This is a genomic window from Oceanobacillus timonensis, from assembly GCF_900166635.1.
GTDB classification, from domain to species: domain Bacteria; phylum Bacillota; class Bacilli; order Bacillales; family Amphibacillaceae; genus Oceanobacillus; species Oceanobacillus timonensis.
Genome location: NZ_LT800497.1, coordinates 1,351,596 through 1,377,773, shown reverse-complemented (window position 1 = coordinate 1,377,773; position 26,178 = coordinate 1,351,596). Strand labels below are relative to the sequence as shown.

Genomic DNA, 26,178 nt, shown 5'->3' with positions numbered 1-26,178 from the left:
TACAGCCAGCTGCACAGTCAAATCACCTTCCTTTTAAATAAGATATAGAAAAGCACATCAAAATTTCATTTAGGAGGGAGGGGAAATACCGTTGAATGAAAGCTATTATTATAGTAAAAAGCTGCGTGGCAAGGACCCCTATCCAAATTGCCAGTGCCATCATTGCAATAAAGAACGCAAAAGGATTCATGAGGGAAATGAAAATCGCACATCCAATACAAATACATTTCATCCTATATTTAATCCATCTATTACAGTCAATATATCCCCTGAATATACACCAACCCCCATAGGAGTGGAGACTGTCCAATACCTTACCCTTGCCGAAGAAGGGAAAAAGGTTTATACGAACAAGGATGCATTAAAGCAATATGGAAGCAGTGATATCCTTGATCCGGACAATGTTTCAACGCTTCATTTATTTGTCAATGGCTTGTTGCAGCCCCCATCCATTTACAATGTCGAAGAAGGTATTCTTCACTTAGAATCCAGTGACCTTCCTCCAAAGGATGCCCCCATTATTCTTCTGTTTGTCACGGTTAAAGGATAATATTACTTTTCTATTTGGTAAATATGCCTTTTTAATGGGACATTTTGTTAACTTCCAATACGAACTAATTCGTCTGACCAAGCATTTCCAACTCCCCTTCATAGAATACAATGTGGTTGATAGAAAATGGAGGTGAAAATGCACATGGCACTTCAGTTAATGAAAATCGCTATTAGCGGCACCATTGACACAGATGTTAATCCTGAGTCTGCAAAATTCTTTTACATTACAACAGAAGATACGGCAGCAGGAAGCACATTATCTATTGATGCTGCAAGTTTCCTGGGGGATGATGGTGAAGAGGTAACGACACTTCCAGAACTTGCAGAAGATAATAGTTATTTCACTGTGGAAATTAACGGTGTTGAGCAAATGCAAGGCTTATCAACATATACACCAGGTGCTGCAGGGACTGGTTCATTAGACATTGCTGTTCCCGCTGGCGGAGGATCTATTCCAGCAAACCAAACCGTTATCCTGCAAGTTGTTAATTTCACAGCAACATCCTCAGGGATATTTGACACCTAGAATATAAGTACTCCCTTTGTGCCCGCCAGATACTGGCAGGGCATCTATTGTCACCATAAACGCCTCATATAAGAAAAAATCTATTTAATGACCACACGTTTTTGGAAGTTTGAATAACATGATACTGTGATACTTTTCATTTCTTTTTAAGAATAACAAGGGGGAGAGTTATGAGTATTGAATTCTTTACATTGGGTCCGACAGCTATTCAACTATTTAAGGCAGGAGAGCAAAACCCGCAAAAAGCAAAACGAATGGTTTATGGACAGGCTACGTCAAATGCAAATGGGATAGCTACACTTTATTTCACTGACAATGGATTAGCAGATGGAAATCCATTATTAAATACGATTGATTATGCGGTATCCAGCGTATATTCAACAAATGCTACGATAAATGCAAGACCAAGAGTGCAAATGCGTGAGAAGAACATTACTGGAAAATATGTTTCGGCCAATGTTACAAATATTAGTGGTGTAACCGTTCTAGGCATAAGTGTATTGGGTTCGGAAAATCCAATGAGTGGGATTGTTGTGGATTTTATGATTTTGGGTAGTTTTCATAATTAAAATAGACCTTCGAATGGAAAAGTATCAATAATTGTACTTGTTCGAGTATCAATAATGATTGCCCAAACACAATTTGTAACATATTCTTTCCAAACAAAATAGCATATACATGATAATACGCTTGTTTTATATGCCTAAATTGCAAATAGATTCGAGTCAATGAAAATAAAGTAAAGAGCCGAAAGCCTTGCCATCAAAGTAGTTTCGGCTCACTATAACTATTCCCACTCTGTTTTAAGAGTATAGCATATAAACGAAAATGCTGTAATATCAAGGCGTTTGGGATACTATCAAAGCTTATAAAATGTATTAAAAAAAATAAAAAGTGCAATAAAAGTGCAATTGTACCTAATTAGATTTGTTTTCTAATTATTTGTTTCTTAACTCCAATATTCAATTTTTATTAATTAGTTAGGTTAACAATTTTGCCTATTCGAAATAAATTCATTTTCCCATTTTGCTCCTTCCTCTTCTTATGTTGTATATTAATTATGTTTGTTAGATAATATACATGAAAATGATGGAAGGAGATATATTATGAATAGAAAAATAACTGAGTTATTAACAACAGTTCTTCTAGAAAAAAATATTACATTTTTGCTTGGGGCAGGTGCTTCCACCCCATTTTTCTCATCTTTAGGTAACTTGGAAAATATTATTACACACGAAGATATCAATGAAAATGGTAAAATGCTTATCAAAAGTATCTTTTATGATAAGTCTATTGCAAATAATAAAGTGGACCCCCATTGTCAAGACACCAATTTTATAAAAATAAGGTGAAACCATTATTTCATCTTTATCCCATCTTAATGACCAGGTTTTCCTGTGCCAGAGACTGTCAAGGGCGGTCTTTCCCTTGACAGTCTCTGGCACAGGAAAGATAATCGCTCAAGATGGGATAATGATTATCTAATGAAAATAAATCGAAGCCGGTGTTTGATAATCCAATGATTGATGCGGACGTTCATGATTATAAAAATCCATGTAATGGCTTATATTGCTTCTGACTTCTCTTGGCATCTCATAAGTCTTTTAAGTAGACTTCTTCATATTTCAGGCTTCTCCAAAAGCGTTCAATCATGATATTGTCCAATGCCCGTCCCTTGGCGTCCATACTGATTTGTATGGATGGTTGTTCCTTTAAAAGATGAATATATTTTGAGCTTGTGAAATGGCTGCCTTGATCACTATTAAATATGTCAGGTGTACCCACCGTGAATGCACGTTGGACAGCATTTAGGACAAAATTCATTTCCAGTGTCTGATCCAATTCCCAGCTAATAATATAGCGGGAGTACCAATCAATAATCGCTGTTAAATACATCCAGCTATGATGCAGGCGAACATAAGTTATATCAATACTCCAAACTTGATTCGGGCGGGTAATATTCACTCCTTTCAATAAATAAGGATAAATACGATGCTGCAGGTTCCGTCTACTCAAATTCGGACCTGGATAGATGGCTTGAATGCCCATTTCACGCATATGACGCTGTACCCTTTTCCGATTAATATTCACCCCTTCTTGATTCAATAACTGGGTAATTCTGCGTGAACCGAAGAACAGAAATTTGGTATAAATCTCATCAATACGATGTTTTATGGCAACTTCCTCGGCAGATGGCAATACAGGCTTATAATAAAGACTGGAGCGATTGATTCCAAGCAATTTAGCCTGTTCTGAGATAGACAGATCCGAATCTTGCCACTCCACCAATTCCATGCGTTCTTTTTTAGTCATGGTAGATGCCAGATTTTTTTTTTGAGCCACGACAATTGCGTGGTTAATTTTCCGACTTCTGCATACAAGTTTTCTACTTGTTCTTCATGTTCGGCTCTCATTTTTTCTAAGTCTTTGTTTTGCTTTTCAAAGATTTGAGGCATCTCTTGCAGAAACTGTGTTTTCCATTTATGAAGCTGATTCACATGGATTCCATGTTCCGATGCTATCTGACTCATGGACTTTTCTTCCTTTAAGATTTCTAACACGATTTGTGATTTGAATGCGGATGTATATCTTTTTCGTTTCATATACCTACCTTAACATCTCCTTTTTTCGTGTCTAGATTCTTGGGTCCATTATAAAAAGCGAACAAAAACTGGTCGAGGAGTTAACAACAATCAATTTTGTTCGCATTTTATACTTATAAGTATATTTCATCTTGTTTTAATTGTTACAAAATGAGTTAGGATTAGTCAACAGTTAAAAAAGAAACACGTCTATTCATTTATATCAGATTCATTATTAGTATTAAATGTATCGGAATCTTTTGTTACATAGGGGTTCACACTTTTATCCTTATTTCTATATTTTTCACCAAATAAATCAAAACTCAAATAATCATCATATTTTTTTATCAGATCAGATAATTTTAACCCATAAACAGCACTTTTAATTGAATGAAGCTGTTCTGGCTTTCGCTCGTCTGAATCAATATATTCTTTTATGTATTTTCTTAACTCATTTAATTCATGATTATTCCATGATTCTTTTGATAAATTACTTTCATATTTTTCTTGTTTCAATTCAAGATTCCATGTTCTTTCTTTTTCCATAAATTTAATAATTTCATTTTCCACACTTCCACGCATTTTAAATTCTTTTGCGAACAATTCGTTTGGTGTTACATCTAATATTTGAATTATTTTTTCCAAATTTTGGAACGTTGGATAATTAATACCTCTTTCAATTTTAGATAAACTTTGCAAAGTGATCCCTACTTTGTCTCCTAATTCTTGCTGGGTAAAACCCTTTAGTTTTCTTATTATTCTAATGTTATTACCTATGGATTTTAAGTCCACCTCAATACACCTCAATTCGTAATTAATTCCTTGGGTATCATTTAATATAAAAAATATAAGATATTCAGTTGACAATTAAACTCACAAGGATTATAATCGCTTCACAAGCTAATATTAATCCTTTAAGTATTAATATGTTCATTTTTCACCAAAAATATTCAATTATATTAATATCACAGGGTTAATTATTGTGATAACAAGCAAGCTTTTTTGGCATTAAAATTATCACTTTATTTCATATCTTAATATTTATTCACTTATCACTAATTATAACATGAATAGTACTAACTATTCTTTATAGAAAGGAGTGAGTACATGAGTATGAATGAACGCCATTCTAAGAAACGTATCAACATGAGGATTAAAAATGACAATGATTTTACTAGATTAATCCCTTTAAAAAAAGTATCTGAAAATGTTTATGAAGATGATAGTAAAATTATAGATGATGTAACTTTTGACAAAGCTAAAAAGCAAATAAGAAAAAGAAAGCAAACTATTATTGACACAGTAAATGACGAAAAGTTAGAGGAAAAATAGTTGAAAATTATATATACTTTTTATGATTATTTTCTTTCCATCTTTGACTTTTATTAAAGGAGGGGTGAAATGATACCGGAAAAACCACCGGAGGAGCTATTGATAGACCAATTAAGCCGAAAATTGTATCTTACGGAAATGGAAGAAATACTGCTTAATCTTACCTATAACTTGATGTCAGACAAACTATACGCAAAAGAGGATGCCTTTTCAGAACTAATAAGATTAATAAGATTATTAAATTATGAACAGGAAAGTATCATGGACGATATTATTCGCTTAGAATACCTTGTATTTGATGAACAGGACCAATAAAAATTTAATACTAATTATAATTTATTAAACACTAAATAATTCTAAACGAATTAATTTAGTTTTTTTTTGTTTTAGGGAAATACCATGTACATTCATCAGCTTAACCAACAGAACGTATATTCCTATAAATTAATATACAAACTTAAGTTCGTATCAGGAGAGGGTATGATGAAAAAATATTTTACGATGGATTATACGGATGAACCTCGTCGAAACATATAAAATGTCTCGATATCCATTGATGATGGAGAAAGAAAAAAGTAAATAAAACCCAATCAGCTACATAGGAGAAGCTTATACTCCACCATAAGCCATGTTCAATAAAGCCAATATACAAATAAAATAGCTCAAGTATAATGACAAAAATAGACCAATAAAAAATATAGAGAGTCACCGATAAGACCGTTTTTTTTTGGTAGTAACTGGAGAAAAAAATAGTTTACAACAAAATATAAACCAAATGCGTTTAGTAATTGAATACAAAATGTTTCTGCTTTTGTTCCTGGATAATCCCATAAAGGATAAACAAACATCAATAAATCTGTAATCAATGCTAAAATAATGACTACGTAGCAAGTAAGAACATATACAGAGAATTTCTTTTTATCAGAAAAAAATAAGAATGCTACCCAGCTTATAATAAAGTTGATTGCCGCAATCAGTACCATATAGACACCTACTGTAATAAATTTCGTGATTTCTGCGTACCTATCTCCAATGCTTATACAAGAATAAAGAGAAAATAACTATATAAGTTGAATGAAAGATTCTACACCGATATGAAGACAATTATAGTGGCTGTGAATTAATACCGATATAAAATTTAAATTCAACTTATATTTTTTAAACAGTCGAATTTTTAAATGAAATAATACGGCTCTCGTGTGTTAAATGACAATAAAGATGTTTCGTTTATTTAAAACTTCAATTCTTAAGCACTGTCGTCCTATGAAGTAGCTTTCTTTTTCTTCGTTGTTGTCTTTTTAGTAGTTGTTTTCTTTTTAGGCTTCGTCGTTTTTGGTTTATCACTCTTAGCTCTATCTAACGATTCTTGCAACGCATCCATTAAATTAACCACATTATCCGGCTTCGCTTTAGTTTCTCCGCCAATTTCAACTTCTTCATTATTCTTTTTAGCCTCAATCAGTTCCATGAGTGCTGTTCTATAATCATCCTTATATTTTTCTGGTTCAAATTCAGTAGTGAGTTGCTCAATCAACATTTTAGCCGTATCCAGTTCTTTTTTGCCAACAGATTCTTGACTAGGTACATTAGGAACATCCCCAACCGCCCGAACCTCATCAGGATAATGGATTGTCTCAACCACTATAGCATCTTTATACACTCTTATTACGGCAAGTTGCTCTTTAGAGCGTATCATCATTTTAGCAATACCAATTTTACCAGTATCCGTTAATGCCTCTCTCAATAGTGCATAGGCTTTTGAACCACCCTCATTAGGTGATAAGTAATAGCTTTTTTCAAAATACACCGGATCTATTTCTTCCAGTTGAACAAAATCAACAATTTCTACAGCTTTATCTTCTTGTTCTTTTTTAAGGGCTTCTAATTCTTCATCATCCAACACTACAAATTTGTTGCTGGCATATTCATATGCCTTTACGATATCCTCATTTTTCACATCTTCATCGCAATTCGGGCAAGTCTTTTCATACTTTATGGGTGTCTTGCATTTCTTATGAAGGTTGCGCAGTTTAATATCTTTATTTTCAGTTGCAGCATGCATTTTGACTGGTATATTGACCAGACCAAAACTAATGGTTCCTTTCCACATCGTGTGCATTTTCCGACACTCCTTTTTGATTTATTTTGCTGACTTGTATGTTTTTTATACAAAGATTTGAGGCATCCTATTTAAAAGAGGTGATATAAGTGGTGGAATGGATGAAACCAATTGAAAGATCAGATATGCCAGAAGGCGATGAATGGGTGTACGAGGTTAAGTATGATGGGTTCCGATGTGAATTAAACTGGACTAATAAACAGGTTACTTTGACCAGTAAAAATAACCATGATATCTCCAATAAATTCCCCGAGATTATTAATTGGTGCAATGATAATTACAATTACTTCAAAAGCAAATTACCGCTAAAGATAGATGGAGAACTGGTCATTTTAAACCATTGCTACCAAGCTAATTTTGCTTTAATCCAAGTACGGGGAAGAATGAAAAGTATTGATAGGATTGAAAAACAGTCGGCTGCTAGACCGGCAACGTTGATGGTGTTCGATATTACAGAAATAAGAGAGAAGAAACTTACTCAAAATAATTTATCTTTACGAAAAGAAATTCTTTACCAACTTTTAGAGCCAATCCCTGATAATGAGGTTTTAAAATATGTAGAAACATTTACATCTATTGAAGAAATCCAAAAGATTGTTTCTGAATCTAAAAGCGAAGGAGTTGTAGCAAAGAAAGTAAACAGCACGTATCAAAAGGGAAAGAATCATCATGATTGGTTTAAGATTAAAAACTGGAGAGAGATTCAATGTATCTTAACAGAGTATAACCCCAGTAACGGTTATTTTGCTGTTGATGTTCTTGAGGATGATAATTTAATAAGTGTTGGAACATGCAAACATGGATTGCTGAAGGAATCAGCGGAAACGGTGCAAAAGCTTTTTAAGAAGCAAGGGAAATTAGTTAAGGGCAGTTATCATCTACCACCAGCTATAACCAGCATAATCAATACATTAGATTTATACGGTAGTGAATTAAGAGAACCTAATTTTAAAAGTATTAACCCCAATATTTCATATACAGAATGCACGCTAGATAAATTACAGTTAGACATGGCACAGTTGCCGATTGAAGTATCAAATACTGATAAATACTTATGGCCGGATGTTTTTAAAAAGAAAGACCTTTTGGTTTATATTAGAGAAATATCACCTTGGATGCTGCCATTTTTGAAACAACGTGCTTTAACAGTCATCCGATGCCCAGACGGAATAGAGGAGGAATCGTTTTTTCAAAAAAGTCTTCCAGACTACGCACCAGACTTTTTGTCATCTGATACTATTGAAGATTTAATTGTATGCAATCAGTTAGAAAGTTTAGTTTGGTTAGCAAACCATGGTTCAATTGAATATCATGTGCCTTTTCAACGAATTGGGCAAGTTACTCCGTTAGAAATTGTATTTGATTTGGATCCACCTGATAGAAATCTTTTTGCTTTGGCAGTAAAAGCAGCAAAATTATTGAAGCAAATGTTAGATGATTTAAACCTTGTTTCTTTTGTAAAAACGTCTGGAAATAAAGGAATGCAAGTATATATCCCTATAAAAGAGGGGAGCATGACTTACGATGAGGCAGGGATTTTTACAGAGGCAGTAGCTAAAACTTTGGAAAGAGCATATCCAAATGATTTTACTACCGAACGTTTGAAAAAAAATCGAAACGGAAGATTGTATATAGATTATGTGCAACATGGTCAAGATAAAACATTGGTTTCTCCATACTCACCAAGGATGACAGAAGAAGGCACTGTTTCAACACCTCTATATTGGTACGAGGTGAATGAAGATTTAAAACCAACCGCATTCACAATCGCGAACACAATAGAACGCGTTCGTGAAATAGGATGCCCATTTGCTGGATATTTCGAAACGGGTAGAAAACAAAAACTAGATAAGGTGTTGAAAATGGTTAAAGATTAAAAGCCCTCATGCTTGGGGGCTATATTATTATTTAACATCATTCCCAGCTCTATGACCACCGACTAGTTTAGCGCGAAATCTAGCCATGCCACCATCAAGTAAGCTAGAAGCATGTAGCAGAGAAGTATATCCGAATTTACGTCGTATAAAGTCTATAGTCTTGTCTAATTCTTCATTTCGGATTGTCTCTTCCGCCGGCTCGAATAAATTAAGTTGCAATGATTGTTTATGCTTTAGACCACCAAATGTTACGTTAACAACTCTTACAGGTGTATTTTCCTGGTAATGCTTATAAAAGATATATACCATATATTCTTTCAAATTTTTTGATGAATCGGTCGGGACAATTTTCATCTGTTGACTAAAACCGGATTGTACTACATCTCGAGAATATCCAATGGACAATTTCAAAACGCTAGTCATCAGATAATTTTTTCTTAACCTAGCTACATTTTCGTCTGTCATCTCTCTAATGACAACTTCAATATCGTGCATATCTTTGTAATCTCTGTTTAAAATCTGATTTCTGGAAAATGATGTACTTTTAGGTTTATAAACCTCTGATAGTAGTGTGCGATCTATTCCATGCGCATGAAAAAAAAGCTGTTCCCCAATCACACCCAAATTATTTTTTAGTTTCCTTAAATTAAATTGTGATAGGTCCTCGATACTGCGAATGCCCATTCGATTTAACTTTGCTTCCGTCTTTCCCCCTATACCCCAAAAATCGGTCAAGGGTCTTATTTTCCAAACTGTATCTGGAACATCTTCATATCGCCATTCGCCAATAAAACCGTTTGTTTCATCATGTTTCGCTTGGTGATCAAGTGCTAACTTGGCTAGAAGGGGATTATCGCCGATACCAACAGTCAATACTAACCCAAGTTCTCTCCATACATCATTCTGTATTCTCTTCGCTATATCGTGAGTACTACCGAAAAGCTTATGTGTTTTAGTGACATCAAGAAATGATTCATCGATAGAATAAACTAACAAATCTTCATTGGCAACGTAGCGTTTAAAAATGCGTAGTATTTCTAAATTTTTTTTTAAATACAATGCCATACGAGGTTCAACAATTTCTATATTTGCATTACGCGGGATCTCGTAAACCCTTGTTCCCGTTTTAACTCCATACTCTTTTTTTACCAGAGGGGACGAGGCTAAAACCAAACCACCTTGATTATCTGGTTTGGATACAACCGCAATCCGGGCTGTTAAAGGATTTTGATTTGTTTCGACAGCCTCAACACTTGCAAAGAATGACTTCGCATCTATACACATAATATCTCGCCTTGGCTCGTTTCTATAATCAATCATCAAAATATCATCCACAGCAAACTCTCCTTACGAATATATGTTTGTATATATTATACGAATAAACGTTCTTATATTCAATAGAAGAAATGCTTTTTTATTTATCCAATTATTTCATGCTTTTAATACAAATACTGCATTAGTCTATATTTTCTTGTTAATGTACCTTTATATTAGATATCCTCATTAATACGATGAAGATTGTCTAATGTTTGATTTTGAAAACCCGGGAAACAAGGAGGTGGATAAAATAAAAGAAGGAGCAGCCGATGTAGTTATTAACTATATCGAAGGCGCTCCCAATCAAGTTTGAGTGATAAAATTAAATTAGTACATTATGGAAAATAGATCATTTGTTTTGTAATAGCTATTAATTAGATTTTTAAACGTGTCTGATATTGTTATTTATTACCTTATCTTTAATTATCTTTTGCTAAATCTTTACGATTTGGAGCCATAGGAGGCTGTTCTAACCATTTATTTTTAATCATGATATTAGCTCCATCTTCTGAAAGTTTCTGTACCTCAACGGATAATCTGTTATACATTAAACCCAAATCTGCCCTAGGACTTTGAGCAATACCTACACCATAAAAGCCAATACTTGTCGAAATCAAAGCAGCTGTTTGAAACATCATCATTTTATCAGAAAACGTATATGTAGTACTTGTCGTCATCTCTGTATCCCATGTCATCGGTGCGGGCAGACTACTTTCCTTTAATTTTTCGCTAAACAATGTAATATGCTTTTTAGCTACTTCTATACATCTTAGTATAAATTTTGTAGTTTCCTTTGACTTAGCAACTTGACTATATCCAGTTAATAAAGCTGCTCCTAAAGCGTTTCTTTGAATATTAGCATAAAGGTGACCTATTTCTGATCCTGTTAATGGTCTTTTTTCACCTAAAATGTCCCATATAAAACCTTGCTTTTCTACAAAGTCAACTTCTTCAAGATTAGGCAAGTATGGCGCTCTGACATATAAGCCCTTTGATAACAATAAATCTTTTGTCATCTCGAGTAATACCGTTGTTTCTATTAAGCATTCTTTATAATGGGCAGTAATATCTGACCTTACAGCAAAGGACAAGCTAGATGCATATGATTCAGTCCCTAAAGAAGCCATTTGATGTATATATATTAATGCAAAACTGTCGGAATATAATCTTGGTGCAGTAAAATCAACATCTTCTTCTTTTTTAAAACCATGAGGAAGCACATATTTTTCCTCATTAAGTATTGCCGTAATTTTTTTTACATGTGTTTTTGATAATTGCAAAGCGTGTTCTATTACAGGTTTAACCTCTGCATCTTCAGCCTTTTCTAAAAAATAGCCTAGTGTGCATACGCTAGCACTATCCTCTATGTACTGCATCCAAAGCTGTGTTATTTCACCAGAAGTCAACCTTATTTGTTTTTCTTGGTCCATAATTAAATCCTCCGTTTTTCAATAACTATTTGGTTAGTTACTCTATGTAATTAAACGTAAAATATACAGAGGTTTATTATTATTATCTGTGAACATCATAACTACTTAAATTGCTTGGTTTAAAATAATGTGTGCTGACAAGTAACATATATGAACCTAAGATTAGTACATATTTACTGACTATAGAAAATAATAAATATTGTCATTTTTCGGGATACCGCAATGAATTTTTTAGGGAATTTTTAGGGGAAATACTGATGAATTTCATGCTAATATGTAAGTATATATTATTGGGAGTGTTTTAATGAAAAAAATTAAAATTGAAACTTCCAATCTATAATACTTTGTTAGTTCTGTACCGATACTCTAAACATTAAATTACAAGAAAGGAAGATGGTCGATGAGAAAATTAGTATTATTTTTCACTGTTTTATTCTTATTAGTTGCTTGCAACCAACAAGATGAGACCAGCAATCCTAATGTTTCTGAATCAGATGATACAGATGAAATAGTGCCAGGAGGTATCGATGCTGAGATTATACCTTTTAATTTGGAGAACGCTACAGAAGATGCAGATTTAATTGCTCAAGTAACTATTTTAGAAAAGGTAGAGGAAGTTAGCATAGAACCAGTACCTTATACTGTGTTTCGTGTTGATGTAACAGAATCTATTGAAGGTGAGCCGATTAACGAGACAGTGACTATTAAACAACTTGGAGATAGTGAATGGTCTATTAATAATAATGAATTTTTTGAACCTGGAGAAGAGTATATTTTCTTTTTAAATGAAACTAGTGAAAGTAACTCAGATTACTGGATAATAGGAGAAGAAACTGGATTCTTTCAAGTACTTGATGATGATACCGTTGTAAAATTAGTTAATTCCATACCAGAATTGAGAGATGCAGAATCAGACAATGTGAATGAACTTAATACATCCACAGAGGAATTGAAAATGGCAACAGATGAACAGGTTTTGGATAAACAGAAGCTTATTAACTTGTTAAACAATTTAGAAGGAGGTAACTAAAATGTTTAAAAAGTGCTTCTCAATTGGTATTGCTGTTATAATCACACTATTTTCATTAGCTTTTGTTGAATATACTGCAAGCGCTCATTCTGGAGCTAATTGTAATAGTGGTTCGGAAAGTACGGGATGGATAGTGAATTGCAGTAATCCAGGACATGCAGGAACTAGTAGTTACACTTATCGATTAGATCCTGCGCTAGATACAGCGTATGCAGGATATACAAATGTAGGTGTTAATAGATGGAATGATACTGGAGTTACAAATATTACACAAGCAGTTTCTTCAGATAATTTAGTAACATCACATGGAGGACCAGATGAAGATGTGGTTGCTACTACTAGAAGCTGGTACAATTCAAGCACAAGCCATAAGGATAGGTGGGAAATTAGTTACAACACTTACGTAATGAATGATAGAAGTGCTTCACAAAATAATGGAACAGCAGCTCATGAAATGGGGCACACTATTGGTTTAGCTGATTTATATGAAAATAGTAATTCAAATAAACTAATGTATGGATATTCCTCGAGAACTGTTACTTCACCTACTTCATCCGATATTGCAGGAGCTAGAGAAGCTGTACAATAAAAAATTATATATCTACTTGAATAAAAGTACCTCTTAATTGAAAAATTCTAGACAAGAGGTACTTTTATTTTTTGATTCAATAAAGTTATTTAACCGATACTAGATAATGTTATAAAACAATAAAACTCAAGAATAAAAAATATTTATACTTAAGAATTCTCAACAGTGATTAAATAGTTTACTCTACAATTATCCAGTTTGAATCTTTCTCTAAGGTAAGTTCATACTGTGAAAGTTGCATTGCTTTTGTTCCCTGGTCTAAATATTTCACCGTAACCCATGCTTTAACCTGATTATCTTGTGCTTGATAAACCGGATTAATCAGCTCAGAAAATACATACTCTTTTTCGATGGGCGGTAATACGTTACCTTTTACATAATAAGCAAGCTCTTGTTCCGTAGCCGTTGGATAGGAAGAGAAAAAGGTCTCTAAAAACTCATTGATTTCTTCTTCGGTAGCAGCTTCAACTGACCCATCACTTTCCACCTGATCTGGTGAAAAATTAGACTTTTCAGGCTGGGTCCACATTGTTGGATTTTGCGTAATAACTAGATTTTCTTGTTCATCTTGATGAAGCAAGATACGATAGGTCGAGCTTGTAAATGTGGTTTCTTTTTCTTCTGTTATTTTTTGCCGCACAGAATATACAACTGAAAAAGTATTATCTTCTTCTTCGGTAACGGACCATATATTGATATTCTCAACAGTGGAAATGGTTGGAATATCATCTCGAATCGTATCCTCATTTAAAACTTGCAATTCCTCTGTCAAGTACCTTTGAAGCTTGTCTTTTCGTTCTTCTAATTTCTCTGATTCATTTTCCCAAGTATAGTAATCTCGCACAAATTGTTTGGTGAAGTTTTCAATGGCATTCGTATCTATGATGCTTGTTTCTACCTTTTCCACTTCATGAATTGTGTGCTGATCGATGGCAGTAAAGTTTTTATAGATTCCAAAAGCCAAGCTGCTAACAAGTAGTATCCATAAAAAAATGACTGATTTTTTTCGTTTCCCTATGGTTTTTATCTTTCTCTCTGGTTCTTTCTTTGGTTTTACTTCTTTATCTTTTTTATTAAAAGGAAGTTTCATGCTATCCTGTCCTTTCTTTAATTATTAATACGTCCAGCGCCAATTAGATGTTCTTGCCAATAATCTGTTGTTAAATCCGCATAACCAATCGGATCACCAGCTTGATACATCTGATTATCGCCAACGTAGATTCCAACGTGCGTCACATAATTTGCAGTAGAGTATGTGGAATGGAAGAAAACTAAATCACCCGGTTCAGCTTCCGATAAAGAAATAGATTCTGTTACGTCATATTGTTCTTGTGCAGTTCGAGGAAGGTTAATTCCTGCTTTTTGATATACCCAACGCATCAAACCGCTACAATCAAAAGAAGTATCTGGATTATCACCGCCAAAAACATATGGAAAACCTTCATATTTTAAGGCTTCCTCCATTACTTGCTGAAAAGTTTCATCTCCAAAAGATGACGTTTCATTTGATTCTTGAAGATATGGTTCTAATAAATCGACATAAAACATATTGCCAAATTGATAACGCCATCCACCGTTTTTTTCCTCTGCAATTGGATTAGGATAGCTAACTTTCGTTCCTCCCGATTGCTCCTTTGCAAAACTTTCCGCTAATTCAAAGCTATACGATTTTCCGTTCTCTGCCACATAATCAATAAAACCGCCCCCGTAGTTATATGCTTGAAGGACGGTTGAATCATCGACATCTTTTTCTTCTGCTGATTGCAATAGCTCCGCAAGGTATTTTGTTCCCTGTTCAATGGATGCTTCTGTATCTATCGAATTGGGAGATAATCCGAGTGATTCGCTACTCTGCATAACATCTTCCGCAGTTCCGCCACTCTCTACTGCAATAATTGCGAGCAAGACAGGAACATAATCACTTATATCATATTCCTCAGCGTATTTTTCCACAGTTTCTTGATGAGCCAATACATCCTCTGTTAATTCGGTATTACTTAATTCCCCAGATGAACCAATCTCCGTAGAAGTATCAAAGTCTCCGTCTTCATCGGAAATAAATATAGCCACAAAAGCTAGTAAACCAAGAAAAGCCAATAAGCCTATTCCACCAACAATCAACATGATTTTCATTCGTAAAAAAATCATAAACGTTTCTTCCTAACCGTTTGTCTCTGACGTGGCGGTCTGTGCTGCATTTTGGTCCGTTTTCTAGGGAGAACAGGGCGTTTTGTCACCTGTGGCTTTTCTTTTGATTTTTGTGGTTGCTTTGAAATTCGATTCGATCTTACATTTTTACTTTGATTTTCTTTGGTAGCTGTTTTGTAAGGTTGATTCGCTTTTCTCTTTGGATTTCGTAACGTTTGAAGTGTTTCTTTTGGTATGGCTGTTTGTTTTCTCTTATGGTTTTCAGGAATTTTTCTTTCATTTTCTTTCGTCCTTTGTTTCACTGCGTTTGAAGGAGAAGCAGGCTGCTTCGGTGTTGGATTCATTGTATTAAAAGCTGTTCTTTTTTGATTTTTATCTAAGGCTTGTCGTTTTTCGGCAATCGTTTGTCGATGTTTACTGCTACGTTTCGTATTTTCCCGCAGCCGATTTTCTTTAGCTTTGGAAAATCCCTTTTTAAAGTCTTTGCCTGGTCGTTTAAGATTTTCCCTTCCTTGCGCCACAGCATATTTTGCTGTTGTCGGTAAATCCTGGACTTGTTGCTTGCGGTGTTGGATATTCGCACGCACACGATTTTTGGTATCTATTACTTTGCCTGTAGATTGACCAAGTTTTTGACTGAAAGATTGAGATTCACTGTTTTTGCGACCATTCCTAATTGTTCGATTTGGAGAAAGCTTTTGAAACGAATTTCTAGGAGAAACAGAATTTTTACCCTTTCCAGCCTTTCCTAAAAGTGTTCCGACAGTCGCTCCAGCTGTTGCGCCTGTTAAAGTACGCCCGATAGAACGTTGTAATCTCCGGCTGCTGCGATACGCCATTTGTTTTGGGCGGCGCATAACATGACGACCAACTTGTTGACTATCGCTGCTCTGTAATCGAAACATACTCATAATATCGCCAAGTTTCATATAGATTCCTGCAAAAGTAACGATTTGTAGAAAAGCAATCAAGAAAAATGGATAGCTGCTAGTCAAGCTGTACAACATGGAAGAAATACTAAAAGCAACGGTGATAACAAGCGTAATTCCAGCCCGTAACATAATGACATTAAACAGCTTGATTATCGCTTGTTTTCCCATGTTTTCAAAGCTGGGAATCATAGATAGTAAAAAGCTGATAGGAAGGAAAATCGCAAAAACGATAAATAGCACTTGGGAGAAAATCATCATTCCAGATAACAGAAAGACAAAGATTGAAATCCCAATATTAAATAGAAATAAAAAGAAGACCATCCCTAAACGTGTGGTAGTCTTGGTAATGGTTAAATTTTTATTATCTTCATCTTCAATTTCTGCTTTCACCGCATTTTCTCGAGTTTTTCCGTTTCTTGCATCTGGATCAATAGAAACTAAAGTATCTACACGTTCTTCACCAATGGCTTCCTTATCGGAATCATCAAATTGTAACAACATCCAAGGCTGTTCAATCTGAATCGAAAATAGATTATTACGAATCATATCAACACTATCATCGCCTTGATTATTGGAGTTAGGCATCAACATTTTTGCTCCTAAATCAAGTGCAGCTTCGCTTATATCGGCAGAAAAATCATTAATTTTCGTAATATAAGTGGGGGCAAAAGCAATAAATGATGCGGATAAAATAAATACCACTACAAAGTTGATAACAGCTCGTACAGCTTTCGTTGTCTCCTGTTTCATTAACCCCGTATAAGCGACATAAATTCCTATGATTAATATAAAGAGAAGCAAAAAGCCGACATAAAACCCTTCTTCTCCAAAACCTTCTGACGTGATTCCGGCTAAAGTTTGCATGTTTTTCCCGATAGCATTTGCTGTATCAGAAATAAAATCTAAAGAATAAGCCTGCTGGACTAAATAACCGGTGGCATTAGATAAATACAAATTAATAATCCAAATAAAATTTGTAATCGTATATAAACCATACATCACTTGCTTACCAATGCCGTCATCCCAATTCCAAGGTAGCCAGTCCCAACTTGAATCTACGAAAAAATCTAACTGGTAATTATCAAGTGGATAGAGGGAATAGAGATTGTCTTCTGATACCGTATCATCTACTAAACCTGCTGCATTAGTGACCGTTAATAAAGATAAAAACAATAAAAAAATGACTGTACTAATCAGTACAGCCATGACCATTATTTTTTTCTTTTTTGATTTGTTCATGCTTATCACTGCCTTTCTATGACAGGTGGGCGAGTGTCGAACGCTTCAAATAAATCTTCAAAGACAGGGTGAACTTGTATAATCCCAACCCTTCCATATAAATCTTGCATGAGGCATTGTCCATTTTCTAATTCTTTCAATCGCCTTTGATTGGTTTCATCTTCCGAATCGACACCGAAAAAATCCAGCGTTTTTTTGATTTCATTGATATCCCGGGAACGAAAGGCAAATTTCACACCGATATTATTCTTTAACTTTTCGTCCGTTAAATCTCCTGCGTTCTGCGTTACAAAATAAACGCCAGCATTCATAGCACGACCAGCTCGTACCAGTTTATTAGAGAGTGTTTTACCCTGTGCTACTTGTAAAAAGGACCAAGCTTCATCAAGGTCTACAATCTTAAAAATAGTGCGGTCAGAGTGAATAAAATCCAAAGCAAAAGTGGAAATGATAATTAGCATGGCGACACTCAATAGCTCCATGGTCGTATATTCTTCAAAGCTTGTTTCTGCGTCTGGAAGAACTAAATCTGCTACTTGGATAATATTTAATTGTTTTTCCAAACTGATAGAATTTTGTACCGTTCCATCTGAAAACAGAAGATGGGCAAAATCATAATCGGTAAAACTTTCAATATGATCCGCAATAGTCGAAGCTAACGGGTTAGGGTCACTTCGTAATTCGTGAATCACCAGCATTAACCCTCGATCTTCTTCTTGACCAACCGCACGAATTGCTTTTCGTAAAACAGGGAACTTGTCACCATCCCGACTAGAGATACCAGTAAGAAAGGTGAGAATATCAATCGCAAGACTTTCTGAATCCTTTTTGTTTTTCATAATAACAAACGGATCTAACAGTCCTTGGTTGGCTTCTTCACTTGTTAAATTAACAATATTAATCTCGTCGGAAATATCCGGTAAACCTTCTTTCCAGCCTCCACGTTCCCCTTTAGGATCGACCACCAATGCCTGACCGCCAAAAAGGACTGCATAATAAACAAGTAGGTTATTCGAGAAGGACTTGCCACCACCAAGCGAACCTAAGAAGGCAGATGCTAAAGCGTTGGTGACAGAGCCTTTTACTCCTTGACTTGCTAGGCTTGGATTCAAATAAACATTTCTTCCAGTGTCTAAGTTATAACCAAAATAAATGCCTTCGGTTTCACCCAGCATTTGTGTTGCACCAAACCCAAGTCCAGCTAAAAAGTCAGAGGTTACATACTGCACATAATCATTAATATAATGTTTGCTGCCGGGAATAAATTCACCATGTAAACCTAGCATGTCCCCGAATGGGCGAACGAGTTTTACATTCAAGTCATCGTAAAAGTCTTTGACTTCATTACATCGCTGTTTCAATTCATCCAATGTAGATGCAGAAACCCGAATGACATAGCTTAATTTATACATAGATTCCTTCGTTTGATCGAGGACATCTTCTAACTCATTCACTTGGTCTAAGGCTTCCACCACATTGTTTCCTGTTTCATTATCGGATTCCGTTGCATGATTATCTAAGTCTTTTAATTCCTTTTTCTTATTTCGTACCGTTGTGAGTGCTTTTTTATTCGTCATTATCTCTACGTGCATAGAGGTATCAATCGGAAAATCAAATTGTTGTTGCTGATAATAAAAGATTTCATCTGATGGAAACTCTAAGTCACCAACAATCGAATTAATGGTAAAGTAGGCTGCATAAGTTGTTGTTTCTTCTTGCTCTAGTTTTAAATAACGCTGATTTTCCGTAATTAAACAACGACTTGGCATAATTAAATCAAATTGTTTTATCCATGTTTCCGTTTCGCCTTTTTCAATCGTAAGAGGATAGTTGTAATCATCAAAAGCAATTCCTGATTGTCCATGAAGATGTTCAATGATATAACCCATATCGTCTTTCGTTAACGGTCGGACATTAAAACGGTTGGAAATTTTATTTTGTAATAACTGTTCCATCTTTAAGAATCGAGCGACTTCACTATTTGGCATGGAAACAAAATCTCCCATAAGATGATGATTGACATCACGCATGAAGCTAGAAAGAGAATTTTTCATGGATTGTCCCATTGCTTTCACACTGACTTCTTCCTCATTCAACAATAGTTTAAAGCCGATAAAGAAACGATAATCTACCTGATGTTCACCAATCATGGATACAAGTGCTTCTGTTTGATCATCAATTCGTTCATAAGCAACTTCTTTTAATCTTCCAGTAACTTGTTCTTTACTTTTTTCTTGTACAGAACGTATACTGTTTTCCGTACTAATCTGCAATGCATGAATTTTCCCGTCTTGATTCTGTGCGACTAACTGTCGAAAATGTTCATGCACCTGTATTTTTTCGTCTTTAGACAAAAAAGAATAATTATATGGCAGCAACTCAAAGTATGCAAAGCATTCTCCGTCATGGTTAAAGACGAGATTGTTTTCAATATATTTAATCGGATAGCCCATACATTTCACCCTTTACCGCAGTTATCGTTTCATTCATCATTTGCTTTTGAAGTTTGACGGCTTTTCCTCCATAAGTTACTTTGGGGCGGAAAAAGTAGGTGATAACTGATTTAAGAAAGCCATAAGGCTTTTTACCATCAAAACTTTTCTTACTCATAAACCATGTCAGTCCAACAGGAACTCCGACATATTTTAACAAGGCTCCATCAATCAATGAGAGTGGTGGAAGATTTCCAAGTAATATGACTACCAAGAGGGAAAGCACAAACCACGTCATTTGACTAAACGTGACTGGAAAAGGTAAGCGGAAATCATTAATGGCATATATCACTTTTTCAACTGACCAAATCCGAGTGTAGCTCTTTAATTTTTTCAAGAGAAATCATCCTTCCTAGAAAGAAAGCAGCTTGTCCTAATAACAAGCTGCTGCACTGTTTATTGTGGATATTCAAATATACCATGTGAAGATACAAGAAAATTGCCATCCATTTCAATGTCTCGTCCAAATGCTTGATAATCAATATAGTTTTGCAAATTAGTAGGCACTTCTCCGAGCATTCCTGTTTCTTCAACCAAATACCTTGCAACATCCTCCATGTCGTCACAGTCTGGATAATAAATAATATCATCCTGATGTTCGAGTAATTCTTCTAAACTGTCAAACCAATATCCTTGTATTTCTGAAAGAGCATCATATAAAGGCGTACCTTCAATTTCTTCTACCATAGCGCATAAACGATTGATTTCTTCGATTGGTGTATATTCTCCAATATCGAAAGGGAGCTCAAAATCATGGATAGCATATTCCTCATATTCATCATTTAAGCCAATTGTTTCTTTCACAGTTTCCATATCAATTGGAGGGGAGAACCAAGCACCCACCAATTCACCTTCATTATATTTTCCAAGGTTCGCTATATAAACTTGCATTTCCATAAACGTTCACATCCTTTTATAAAAATGATCAAAAAAAGTAGTAAACAAGATTGTCTACTACGAGTTAAAAACTCCTATCGTTGCCGAGTTATCAAAAATAATGAAAAGCTTGAAAAGAAAGCTTTTTATTCGTTGGGTCATCCTCATCATTCAACACTTCAAATTCAGTCATAGATAAGTCCGCCGGGTCATCTTCTAGTTTAATGACTATCAGCTCCGAGCCATTCACATTCATGTCATTTGCTTCTTCTATTGCCTTATCGCATATTTCATCTCCTGTTTGAAGAGACATGCCAACTTCTTGTAACGCTTCATCTAGCTCATCTCTTTTTTCAACCGTTACAATTTTATTCAATTCGTACACCTCCAAGAAAAGAAATAACATGCTGCCACTGCAATGTCTGTTTCAAAAAGATACTAAAAAAAGAGCACCTACGTTTGATTTACTGATACACGAAATAGGCTTGTTAATCCCTTCCGCACTACCGTTTGGATCACCATTTTTTTGCAGAACATAAGAAAAACACTTATCTTCAACAAAAAAACGGTCTGATTAAGCCCCTATGATTCGGTTGAAGAGGTCTAACAACACATCTTTCACTCCATCAGCGTTAAATACTAATCCTACTGCGACTAAAGCAATAATGAGAAATCCAATTAGTTTGGAAAACTCCCGTTTAAATCCTAAATAAATCCCAATCACCACAATTGCCATTAACACCAGAGATTGTGCATTATCTGAAAACCAGTTGTACAAATTCTGTCCGAAATTCATAAGCGTTTCTCCTTTCTATATTTCATCTTTTGAGGAGTGAATGACATCATCTGTCTTTATTGCTTGTTGCATAAGCAATTTTTGATGACGTTCCGTTAATTTAGCTTGATTCAACATATCTTTAATGATGGTTGTTTGATTGATTTCATCAAGTTTTGTTGCCAGTTTCCATGTGGGTGCAACTTGACGGGCTAACCACCGTAATGTTTTATCAAACGTATAGGGTTCAGGTTTCGTTGTTAAAGATATTTTTCGATTTTCTCCTAAATCCAAAAAACGCTGCCACGATGGATTCACTTTCCAACTGCTGCGACGTTTGTTTTCATCCTTATCTACAAAACGAATATAGCGATTGATTATCGAAAAAGCGGTCCGACCAGTATCCTCATACGTCATTAAATCTACAATCGCATGATACGCACGATCGTTTTTCAACCGAATTTCTAAGCGGTTTTTCACATCCGTATTTGCCAGTGATGTTCCATATTTTATAAATTGTTCATAATCCTTCTCATAGAGACAAAAATAAACATCACTTTTTAATGAGCCAATATATAACGTGTTTCCCATATCTGGTTTATCTTCTCCTTGCACTAAATCACCAGAGCGATAACTCTTAAAGCTGCGAAATACAGAGATACATTCTTCCTGACGACATTTATCTGTAAGGAAGGGAACATCCAATATGCCTGTTTTATCGTTTATCGCTAAGTCAATTCGCTTAAACACACCGCCCGTCTTGAAAACATGCATAAAGAAGTCATACCATGTTCGTTGTTGGGCTAATAGAAAATTTTCAAACTGGCGGCATCCGTTACCTTTCAATTCAAGTAAACAGCCTTTATCTTCATCCGGCGAAACCATGACCACAACATCTCCAAAAACGTATTGTTCAATATAAGAATAAAAGGCATATTCTTCATGCAGCATGTAGTCCATTTTTAATTGCATGATGTCTTCAATCACATAAACAGGGTCTGTGGTTAAAAAACGAATTCGCACATAATCAAATAAGATTTCAATGGGTGCTTCTGGATTAAACTGTTCCAGAATATCAAACAACGTTGCTTTAAGCGTTTCTGTGGGATTCACTTTTCCTGTCTCGATTTCACTAATATACGGTCTTGAAATACCAGCATAAGTGGCGAGTTTATTTTGTGATATGCCGTACTCTAACCGTTTTTCTTTTAAAACCTGATACCAAGGTAATTGATTCATTTGCATTCCTCCTAACGCAAAAAAGATGTCAACTAATGCTTAAAAGCTGACATCTTTCTAATGTGTTTAAAACCCTTGTACCATCAGGCGTTTATGGGTTGTTGAAACGGTTTCCAATTGTTTTTCTACCCCCCTGTTAGAAATGGGGGGTTAAGGCGTGGCTAAAGCCACGCCAAGGCTTAGCCCAGCACAGCGGCTTTCGCTTCGCACGCCGCTATGCTGGGCAGCCTTTAGTGTGCGAGTTTGCCTATCTCTTGTAAAAAGTCATGTTCTTTGGGAACAAGGGGTGTGTAAAATTCAGAAATGACATTATCCCCTTTATCTACATAGCCCCGACCTTTGATTTGTTTAAGAAAGAACTGTTTTTGAACGTCGCTTCCAAACATCATCCCGAACCCGAGCTCACTCATTCGACCAAGAGCTACTCGAAAGTTAAACTGATCCCTGATTCCATCTCCAAGATATTTTGCGTCTGGACGTTGACAGGCTAAGACAAGGAAAAAGCCTGCTTGTCTGCCTAACATCACAATCTGTTTTAGTTTGCTTAAAACCGCTGCATTCTCTTTGGAGGTAAGCAGCTCCATAAAAGCCACGTACTCATCAAATATCAAAAAGTGTGGAGATAAACCTAAATAAGCATAGTTTTCTCCTGTTTTATAACCTTCCATTTGTTTCATTTCTTCACTTCGAGCCATCATATCTTCATGGAATTGGTCAATACACGCCATTATATCTTCCTTTTTATAATGAACATCCGGCATGACCGTATTTAAATCGGCTAGGTCAGCATTTTTGGGATCTAAAATATACAGCTTTGCATTTGTTTTTAACAAAGCCTCAATAATGGTGAGAATAAAGTACGTTTTACCGCCACCTGTTCCGCCTGCAATAAGCATATGGGGAAGTTTATCATATTCCCAATACATAGATTCCATGAGTTTTAATCTGCCATCTTGTGCGTAGACATCCTCAATCGAAATACGGTTCGCTATCATGTCATAGAAAAGAATGTACTCCACAAAGGAATCATGTAATTCTTTTGATACTAATTCACAATACAGACCGCTTTCCAGTTTTGTTTCCAAGTTTAATAATGGCTCTTGAAATTTCCCAAGTGTGATTTCCACTTGAATATAGAGTAGTCCTTTCTCAAAACGATAATAGATTTTTGGAAAATGGCTGATTTTTTCTTTTGTGTTATCAGAAGGAATATCCTTAAAGAAGCTTTCTTTGGTGACTTGTTTAGTTTCATACCAGCCGTTTTCTAAAACCATTTTAGCGAGCTTTTGACGGTGGACAATTTGTTTGAATTGGTCATAGCGATAGCGGTAATACATAACGATACATCCAGCTGTTAATAAAAGACTGATAAGTAAAGTTACCAGTCAATACATACTAATAAAATGCTCTTGAAATAGTTTAAGCTGCCATTCTGTTGAAAGTAAGAAAGACAAGTGAAAAGGGGTAAAAAAGATAAGCCAGATTCCAATTATTCGTATAATGATAAATTGGGTAACAAGGGAAGCGTCTTTTTCCTTAATTCGTTTCCCACGTTTTTTCAAAGAAATCATAAAACCTCCTTTCCAAGATTCATTTACAATGAAAAATCTTTAAACCATTAGTCGACATTTTGGACATTGTAAAAAGAAGCATGTTTATCGAAGGAAGGCTGACTTATCCTTTCATATTTTCGGTGTGCAATTCGTTTCTCAAAAACTAAATCTTTAGCTTTTGGATAGTCCTGTCTGTTATAGGAGTAAATTTTTAAAAGTTTATTAGCTTCTTTTGTTAGTGGATAGATATAGCGAAACATTCGTCCGTTAATTTTTTCGATTCCTTTATATTCACAAAAATCTTGTGTGAGCCAATGCTTTTTCGAGACATTTTCAAAAAGTGCATTTTCTTCTAATAAAGCTCTAGCACTACGTGGGTGTATCTTTTCAAAAGTCTGATTATCACGATAAACGCTAGTCTTGAAATATCCGCAATAAAAGAAGTTGGATGCTTGATAAACATAACCACACTTGCCTTCAATACCATCTGCTAACGTATACAAATAAAGACAGTCGGTTTCTGCTTTCAACCACTTAATAAGTGTAGAAAGCGTTCGACTGCCAAAATAATTATTACGATTCATTTCTGGAAGAAAACACATCTTTCCAATTTCTAAATAGTCATTTGTTTTCAAGTCAAAGTCAGGAAAAAGTTTACGGATTGTCTGCAAAGGCTGCGTACCCCAACCTAACTCAACCACACCTAACAATCTTCTTTCTGATTCTGAAAAAATCCCTAAGAAGTATTTACACAACTTAGGGATGATTTTTGAGTAATGATATTTCCGAATAAAATGAATAGCTTCCTCTTTTGGAATTTCTTTGATGATAAGCGGTTTTTTTACCATAAATCATTTCCTATTTTTCATCTTCCGCTGGCTCTTTTTTCGGCTTTTGGGGAGGCTTTTGTTGTCCTTTTAATACTAAATCCTCTGCTTTAATAAACCAATCTACATCCGCACCACGAAAAGTAGCATTTGCTACCGTATCAGCAACGGGATTAACCATTTCCACTTCCGCATTATAATCAAACTCTTTTAGTGGAATAGAAGCAGGAATACTTACTTGAATCATCCGTCCTTGTTCTCTGGATTTTAAATCATAAGTGCGCTCCTTAACTTCGGAAGATACCGTACCATCTTCATTTTGAAGAAAAACTTCCCGTCGTAATGCAGAAAACTTTAACAATCCAAATGTTTTTTCTTTATCAATAATAATGCCCTGCGCTAATCTCATTTGTAGTTCCTCCTTATGCTTTGACTAAATCGTCAGCATGTAATTTATAATTTGTAAAACCACGATCCCCAATTTTATAGCCCTCTGCGGTAATACGTGCATTGACTAATTTTACTTTTTCCTCATGTTCAAAGAATTTTTCCCCAGCTTCATTAGGAAGGATGACTTCAATATCATCTGCCCGTTGAACGTCGGAATAGAGATTATAACTGCGAGATAGAGTTGTCATTCGTCCATTAATTCGGCGTTGTTCCACTTTTCCTTCGCCTGCATATTCTAAGTTTCCAAAAGTTTGTTCCATGTTCGGTATCACATATTTTAGTTCCATAATAGT

The 26,178-nt window shown here is 35.2% G+C and carries 26 protein-coding genes and 2 pseudogenes; 9 read left to right on the top strand and 19 right to left on the bottom strand.

Features of this window, described 5'->3' with window-relative positions; all coding sequences use genetic code 11:
• Positions 1-91: 91 nt before the first annotated feature.
• The 4 genes from B7E05_RS21885 (at position 92) to B7E05_RS06625 (ending at position 2,430) form a co-directional block, all read left to right on the top strand.
• Positions 92-550 (top strand): DUF4183 domain-containing protein, encoded by a 459-nt coding sequence (locus B7E05_RS21885; protein ID WP_179134480.1) that lies wholly within the window; start codon positions 92-94, stop codon positions 548-550.
• Positions 551-694: 144 nt separating this feature from the next.
• Positions 695-1,078 carry a DUF4183 domain-containing protein gene (locus B7E05_RS06635; protein ID WP_080873470.1) on the top strand — a complete coding sequence of 128 codons (384 nt, stop codon included), beginning with the start codon at positions 695-697 and terminating at the stop codon, positions 1,076-1,078.
• A 170-nt stretch (positions 1,079-1,248) separates the two neighbouring features.
• The gene (locus B7E05_RS06630; protein WP_080873469.1) at positions 1,249-1,647 is read left to right on the top strand and encodes a hypothetical protein; all 399 of its coding nucleotides are present in this window, start codon (positions 1,249-1,251) and stop codon (positions 1,645-1,647) included.
• Between the two features lie 537 nt (positions 1,648-2,184).
• On the top strand, positions 2,185-2,430 hold the full coding sequence (locus tag B7E05_RS06625; RefSeq protein ID WP_080873468.1) for a hypothetical protein: 246 nt from the start codon (positions 2,185-2,187) through the stop codon (positions 2,428-2,430).
• A 129-nt stretch (positions 2,431-2,559) separates the two neighbouring features.
• Here B7E05_RS06625 and B7E05_RS06620 read toward each other — a convergent pair.
• Both B7E05_RS06620 and B7E05_RS06615 read right to left on the bottom strand, forming a co-directional pair.
• A pseudogene (locus B7E05_RS06620) lies at positions 2,560-3,681 on the bottom strand (IS3 family transposase).
• 189 nt (positions 3,682-3,870) lie between these two features.
• Positions 3,871-4,452, bottom strand: coding sequence for a helix-turn-helix domain-containing protein (locus tag B7E05_RS06615; protein ID WP_080873467.1), 582 nt, complete (start codon positions 4,450-4,452; stop codon positions 3,871-3,873).
• Positions 4,453-4,767: 315 nt separating this feature from the next.
• Here B7E05_RS06615 and B7E05_RS06610 point away from each other — a divergent pair, with 315 nt between their 5' ends.
• Entirely contained in the window at positions 4,768-4,992 is a 225-nt protein-coding gene (locus tag B7E05_RS06610; protein ID WP_080873466.1) for a hypothetical protein, read from the top strand.
• 69 nt (positions 4,993-5,061) lie between these two features.
• Complete coding sequence (locus B7E05_RS06605) at positions 5,062-5,307, top strand: hypothetical protein (protein WP_080873465.1); 246 nt, start codon at positions 5,062-5,064, stop codon at positions 5,305-5,307.
• Positions 5,308-5,654: 347 nt separating this feature from the next.
• Here B7E05_RS06605 and B7E05_RS06600 read toward each other — a convergent pair whose 3' ends face one another.
• Both B7E05_RS06600 and ku read right to left on the bottom strand, forming a co-directional pair.
• Positions 5,655-5,975: a hypothetical protein gene (locus tag B7E05_RS06600; RefSeq protein WP_080873464.1), complete on the bottom strand. Its 321-nt coding sequence runs from the start codon at positions 5,973-5,975 to the stop codon at positions 5,655-5,657.
• A gap of 278 nt (positions 5,976-6,253) precedes the next feature.
• Positions 6,254-7,111: a non-homologous end joining protein Ku gene (ku, locus tag B7E05_RS06595; RefSeq protein WP_080873463.1), complete on the bottom strand. Its 858-nt coding sequence runs from the start codon at positions 7,109-7,111 to the stop codon at positions 6,254-6,256.
• 89 nt (positions 7,112-7,200) lie between these two features.
• Between ku and B7E05_RS06590 the strand changes: the two genes are divergently transcribed.
• Positions 7,201-8,988: a DNA ligase D gene (locus B7E05_RS06590; protein WP_342744982.1), complete on the top strand. Its 1,788-nt coding sequence runs from the start codon at positions 7,201-7,203 to the stop codon at positions 8,986-8,988.
• Positions 8,989-9,015: 27 nt separating this feature from the next.
• On the opposite strand, the gene B7E05_RS06585 is transcribed toward B7E05_RS06590, so the two are convergent.
• Both B7E05_RS06585 and B7E05_RS06580 read right to left on the bottom strand, forming a co-directional pair.
• Entirely contained in the window at positions 9,016-10,272 is a 1,257-nt protein-coding gene (locus B7E05_RS06585; protein ID WP_218672721.1) for a Y-family DNA polymerase, read from the bottom strand.
• 452 nt (positions 10,273-10,724) lie between these two features.
• Complete coding sequence (locus tag B7E05_RS06580) at positions 10,725-11,735, bottom strand: DUF3231 family protein (protein WP_080873462.1); 1,011 nt, start codon at positions 11,733-11,735, stop codon at positions 10,725-10,727.
• 400 nt (positions 11,736-12,135) lie between these two features.
• Between B7E05_RS06580 and B7E05_RS06575 the strand changes: the two genes are divergently transcribed.
• Positions 12,136-12,765 carry a hypothetical protein gene (locus B7E05_RS06575; protein ID WP_080873461.1) on the top strand — a complete coding sequence of 210 codons (630 nt, stop codon included), beginning with the start codon at positions 12,136-12,138 and terminating at the stop codon, positions 12,763-12,765.
• A 1-nt stretch (position 12,766) separates the two neighbouring features.
• Positions 12,767-13,354, top strand: a complete 588-nt coding sequence (locus B7E05_RS06570; protein ID WP_080873460.1) for a zinc metalloprotease — start codon at positions 12,767-12,769, stop codon at positions 13,352-13,354.
• Between the two features lie 178 nt (positions 13,355-13,532).
• Here the strand turns inward: B7E05_RS06570 and B7E05_RS06565 are convergent, their stop codons facing one another.
• The 13 genes and pseudogenes from B7E05_RS06565 to B7E05_RS06505 all read right to left on the bottom strand — a co-directional run bounded on the left by B7E05_RS06565 (position 13,533) and on the right by B7E05_RS06505 (position 26,172).
• Entirely contained in the window at positions 13,533-14,444 is a 912-nt protein-coding gene (locus B7E05_RS06565; RefSeq protein WP_080873459.1) for a conjugal transfer protein, read from the bottom strand.
• A gap of 17 nt (positions 14,445-14,461) precedes the next feature.
• Positions 14,462-15,502 carry a bifunctional lytic transglycosylase/C40 family peptidase gene (locus B7E05_RS06560; RefSeq protein WP_425435088.1) on the bottom strand — a complete coding sequence of 347 codons (1,041 nt, stop codon included), beginning with the start codon at positions 15,500-15,502 and terminating at the stop codon, positions 14,462-14,464.
• On the bottom strand, positions 15,499-17,673 hold the full coding sequence (locus tag B7E05_RS06555) for a CD3337/EF1877 family mobilome membrane protein (protein ID WP_080873458.1): 2,175 nt from the start codon (positions 17,671-17,673) through the stop codon (positions 15,499-15,501). Before B7E05_RS06555 ends, B7E05_RS06560 begins: the two co-directional genes overlap by 4 nt.
• Before the next feature lie 5 nt (positions 17,674-17,678).
• Positions 17,679-20,126: a conjugal transfer ATPase TcpF gene (gene tcpF, locus B7E05_RS06550; RefSeq protein WP_080873456.1), complete on the bottom strand. Its 2,448-nt coding sequence runs from the start codon at positions 20,124-20,126 to the stop codon at positions 17,679-17,681.
• Positions 20,110-20,502 (bottom strand): conjugal transfer protein, encoded by a 393-nt coding sequence (locus B7E05_RS06545; RefSeq protein WP_080873454.1) that lies wholly within the window; start codon positions 20,500-20,502, stop codon positions 20,110-20,112. The genes tcpF and B7E05_RS06545 overlap by 17 nt, the downstream gene beginning before the upstream one ends.
• A 59-nt stretch (positions 20,503-20,561) precedes the next feature.
• Positions 20,562-21,062 (bottom strand): antirestriction protein ArdA, encoded by a 501-nt coding sequence (locus B7E05_RS06540; RefSeq protein WP_080873453.1) that lies wholly within the window; start codon positions 21,060-21,062, stop codon positions 20,562-20,564.
• 91 nt (positions 21,063-21,153) lie between these two features.
• On the bottom strand, positions 21,154-21,417 hold the full coding sequence (locus tag B7E05_RS06535; RefSeq protein WP_080873452.1) for a hypothetical protein: 264 nt from the start codon (positions 21,415-21,417) through the stop codon (positions 21,154-21,156).
• 198 nt (positions 21,418-21,615) lie between these two features.
• A complete protein-coding gene (locus B7E05_RS06530; RefSeq protein ID WP_080873450.1) occupies positions 21,616-21,837 on the bottom strand; it encodes a hypothetical protein in 222 nt (73 codons plus the stop codon).
• 15 nt (positions 21,838-21,852) lie between these two features.
• Entirely contained in the window at positions 21,853-23,055 is a 1,203-nt protein-coding gene (mobT, locus tag B7E05_RS06525) for a MobT family relaxase (protein ID WP_080873448.1), read from the bottom strand.
• A 230-nt stretch (positions 23,056-23,285) separates the two neighbouring features.
• Positions 23,286-24,383 (bottom strand): annotated as a pseudogene (locus B7E05_RS06520) (FtsK/SpoIIIE domain-containing protein); the annotation flags it as partial.
• 290 nt (positions 24,384-24,673) lie between these two features.
• Positions 24,674-25,456: a Mom family adenine methylcarbamoylation protein gene (locus B7E05_RS06515; RefSeq protein ID WP_080873446.1), complete on the bottom strand. Its 783-nt coding sequence runs from the start codon at positions 25,454-25,456 to the stop codon at positions 24,674-24,676.
• 10 nt (positions 25,457-25,466) lie between these two features.
• Positions 25,467-25,844: a YdcP family protein gene (locus B7E05_RS06510; RefSeq protein ID WP_080873444.1), complete on the bottom strand. Its 378-nt coding sequence runs from the start codon at positions 25,842-25,844 to the stop codon at positions 25,467-25,469.
• A gap of 13 nt (positions 25,845-25,857) precedes the next feature.
• Positions 25,858-26,172, bottom strand: coding sequence for a YdcP family protein (locus B7E05_RS06505; protein WP_080873443.1), 315 nt, complete (start codon positions 26,170-26,172; stop codon positions 25,858-25,860).
• Between the last annotated feature and the right edge of the window lie 6 nt (positions 26,173-26,178).

Excerpts from the sequence above, each read along its gene's own strand:
- B7E05_RS06635 (WP_080873470.1), top strand. The coding sequence starts at position 695 with ATGGCACTTCAGTTAATGAAAATCGCTATTAGCGGCACCATTGACACA.
- B7E05_RS06630 (WP_080873469.1), top strand. The coding sequence starts at position 1,249 with ATGAGTATTGAATTCTTTACATTGGGTCCGACAGCTATTCAACTATTT.
- B7E05_RS06625 (WP_080873468.1), top strand. The coding sequence starts at position 2,185 with ATGAATAGAAAAATAACTGAGTTATTAACAACAGTTCTTCTAGAAAAA.
- B7E05_RS06610 (WP_080873466.1), top strand. The coding sequence starts at position 4,768 with ATGAGTATGAATGAACGCCATTCTAAGAAACGTATCAACATGAGGATT.
- B7E05_RS06605 (WP_080873465.1), top strand. The coding sequence starts at position 5,062 with ATGATACCGGAAAAACCACCGGAGGAGCTATTGATAGACCAATTAAGC.
- B7E05_RS06600 (WP_080873464.1), bottom strand. The coding sequence starts at position 5,975 with ATGGTACTGATTGCGGCAATCAACTTTATTATAAGCTGGGTAGCATTC.
- ku (WP_080873463.1), bottom strand. The coding sequence starts at position 7,111 with ATGCACACGATGTGGAAAGGAACCATTAGTTTTGGTCTGGTCAATATA.
- B7E05_RS06585 (WP_218672721.1), bottom strand. The coding sequence starts at position 10,272 with ATGTGTATAGATGCGAAGTCATTCTTTGCAAGTGTTGAGGCTGTCGAA.
- B7E05_RS06580 (WP_080873462.1), bottom strand. The coding sequence starts at position 11,735 with ATGGACCAAGAAAAACAAATAAGGTTGACTTCTGGTGAAATAACACAG.
- B7E05_RS06575 (WP_080873461.1), top strand. The coding sequence starts at position 12,136 with ATGAGAAAATTAGTATTATTTTTCACTGTTTTATTCTTATTAGTTGCT.
- B7E05_RS06570 (WP_080873460.1), top strand. The coding sequence starts at position 12,767 with ATGTTTAAAAAGTGCTTCTCAATTGGTATTGCTGTTATAATCACACTA.
- B7E05_RS06565 (WP_080873459.1), bottom strand. The coding sequence starts at position 14,444 with ATGAAACTTCCTTTTAATAAAAAAGATAAAGAAGTAAAACCAAAGAAA.
- B7E05_RS06560 (WP_425435088.1), bottom strand. The coding sequence starts at position 15,502 with ATGATTTTTTTACGAATGAAAATCATGTTGATTGTTGGTGGAATAGGC.
- B7E05_RS06555 (WP_080873458.1), bottom strand. The coding sequence starts at position 17,673 with ATGAACAAATCAAAAAAGAAAAAAATAATGGTCATGGCTGTACTGATT.
- tcpF (WP_080873456.1), bottom strand. The coding sequence starts at position 20,126 with ATGGGCTATCCGATTAAATATATTGAAAACAATCTCGTCTTTAACCAT.
- B7E05_RS06540 (WP_080873453.1), bottom strand. The coding sequence starts at position 21,062 with ATGGAAATGCAAGTTTATATAGCGAACCTTGGAAAATATAATGAAGGT.
- B7E05_RS06530 (WP_080873450.1), bottom strand. The coding sequence starts at position 21,837 with ATGAATTTCGGACAGAATTTGTACAACTGGTTTTCAGATAATGCACAA.
- mobT (WP_080873448.1), bottom strand. The coding sequence starts at position 23,055 with ATGAATCAATTACCTTGGTATCAGGTTTTAAAAGAAAAACGGTTAGAG.
- B7E05_RS06515 (WP_080873446.1), bottom strand. The coding sequence starts at position 25,456 with ATGGTAAAAAAACCGCTTATCATCAAAGAAATTCCAAAAGAGGAAGCT.
- B7E05_RS06510 (WP_080873444.1), bottom strand. The coding sequence starts at position 25,844 with ATGAGATTAGCGCAGGGCATTATTATTGATAAAGAAAAAACATTTGGA.
- B7E05_RS06505 (WP_080873443.1), bottom strand. The coding sequence starts at position 26,172 with ATGGAACTAAAATATGTGATACCGAACATGGAACAAACTTTTGGAAAC.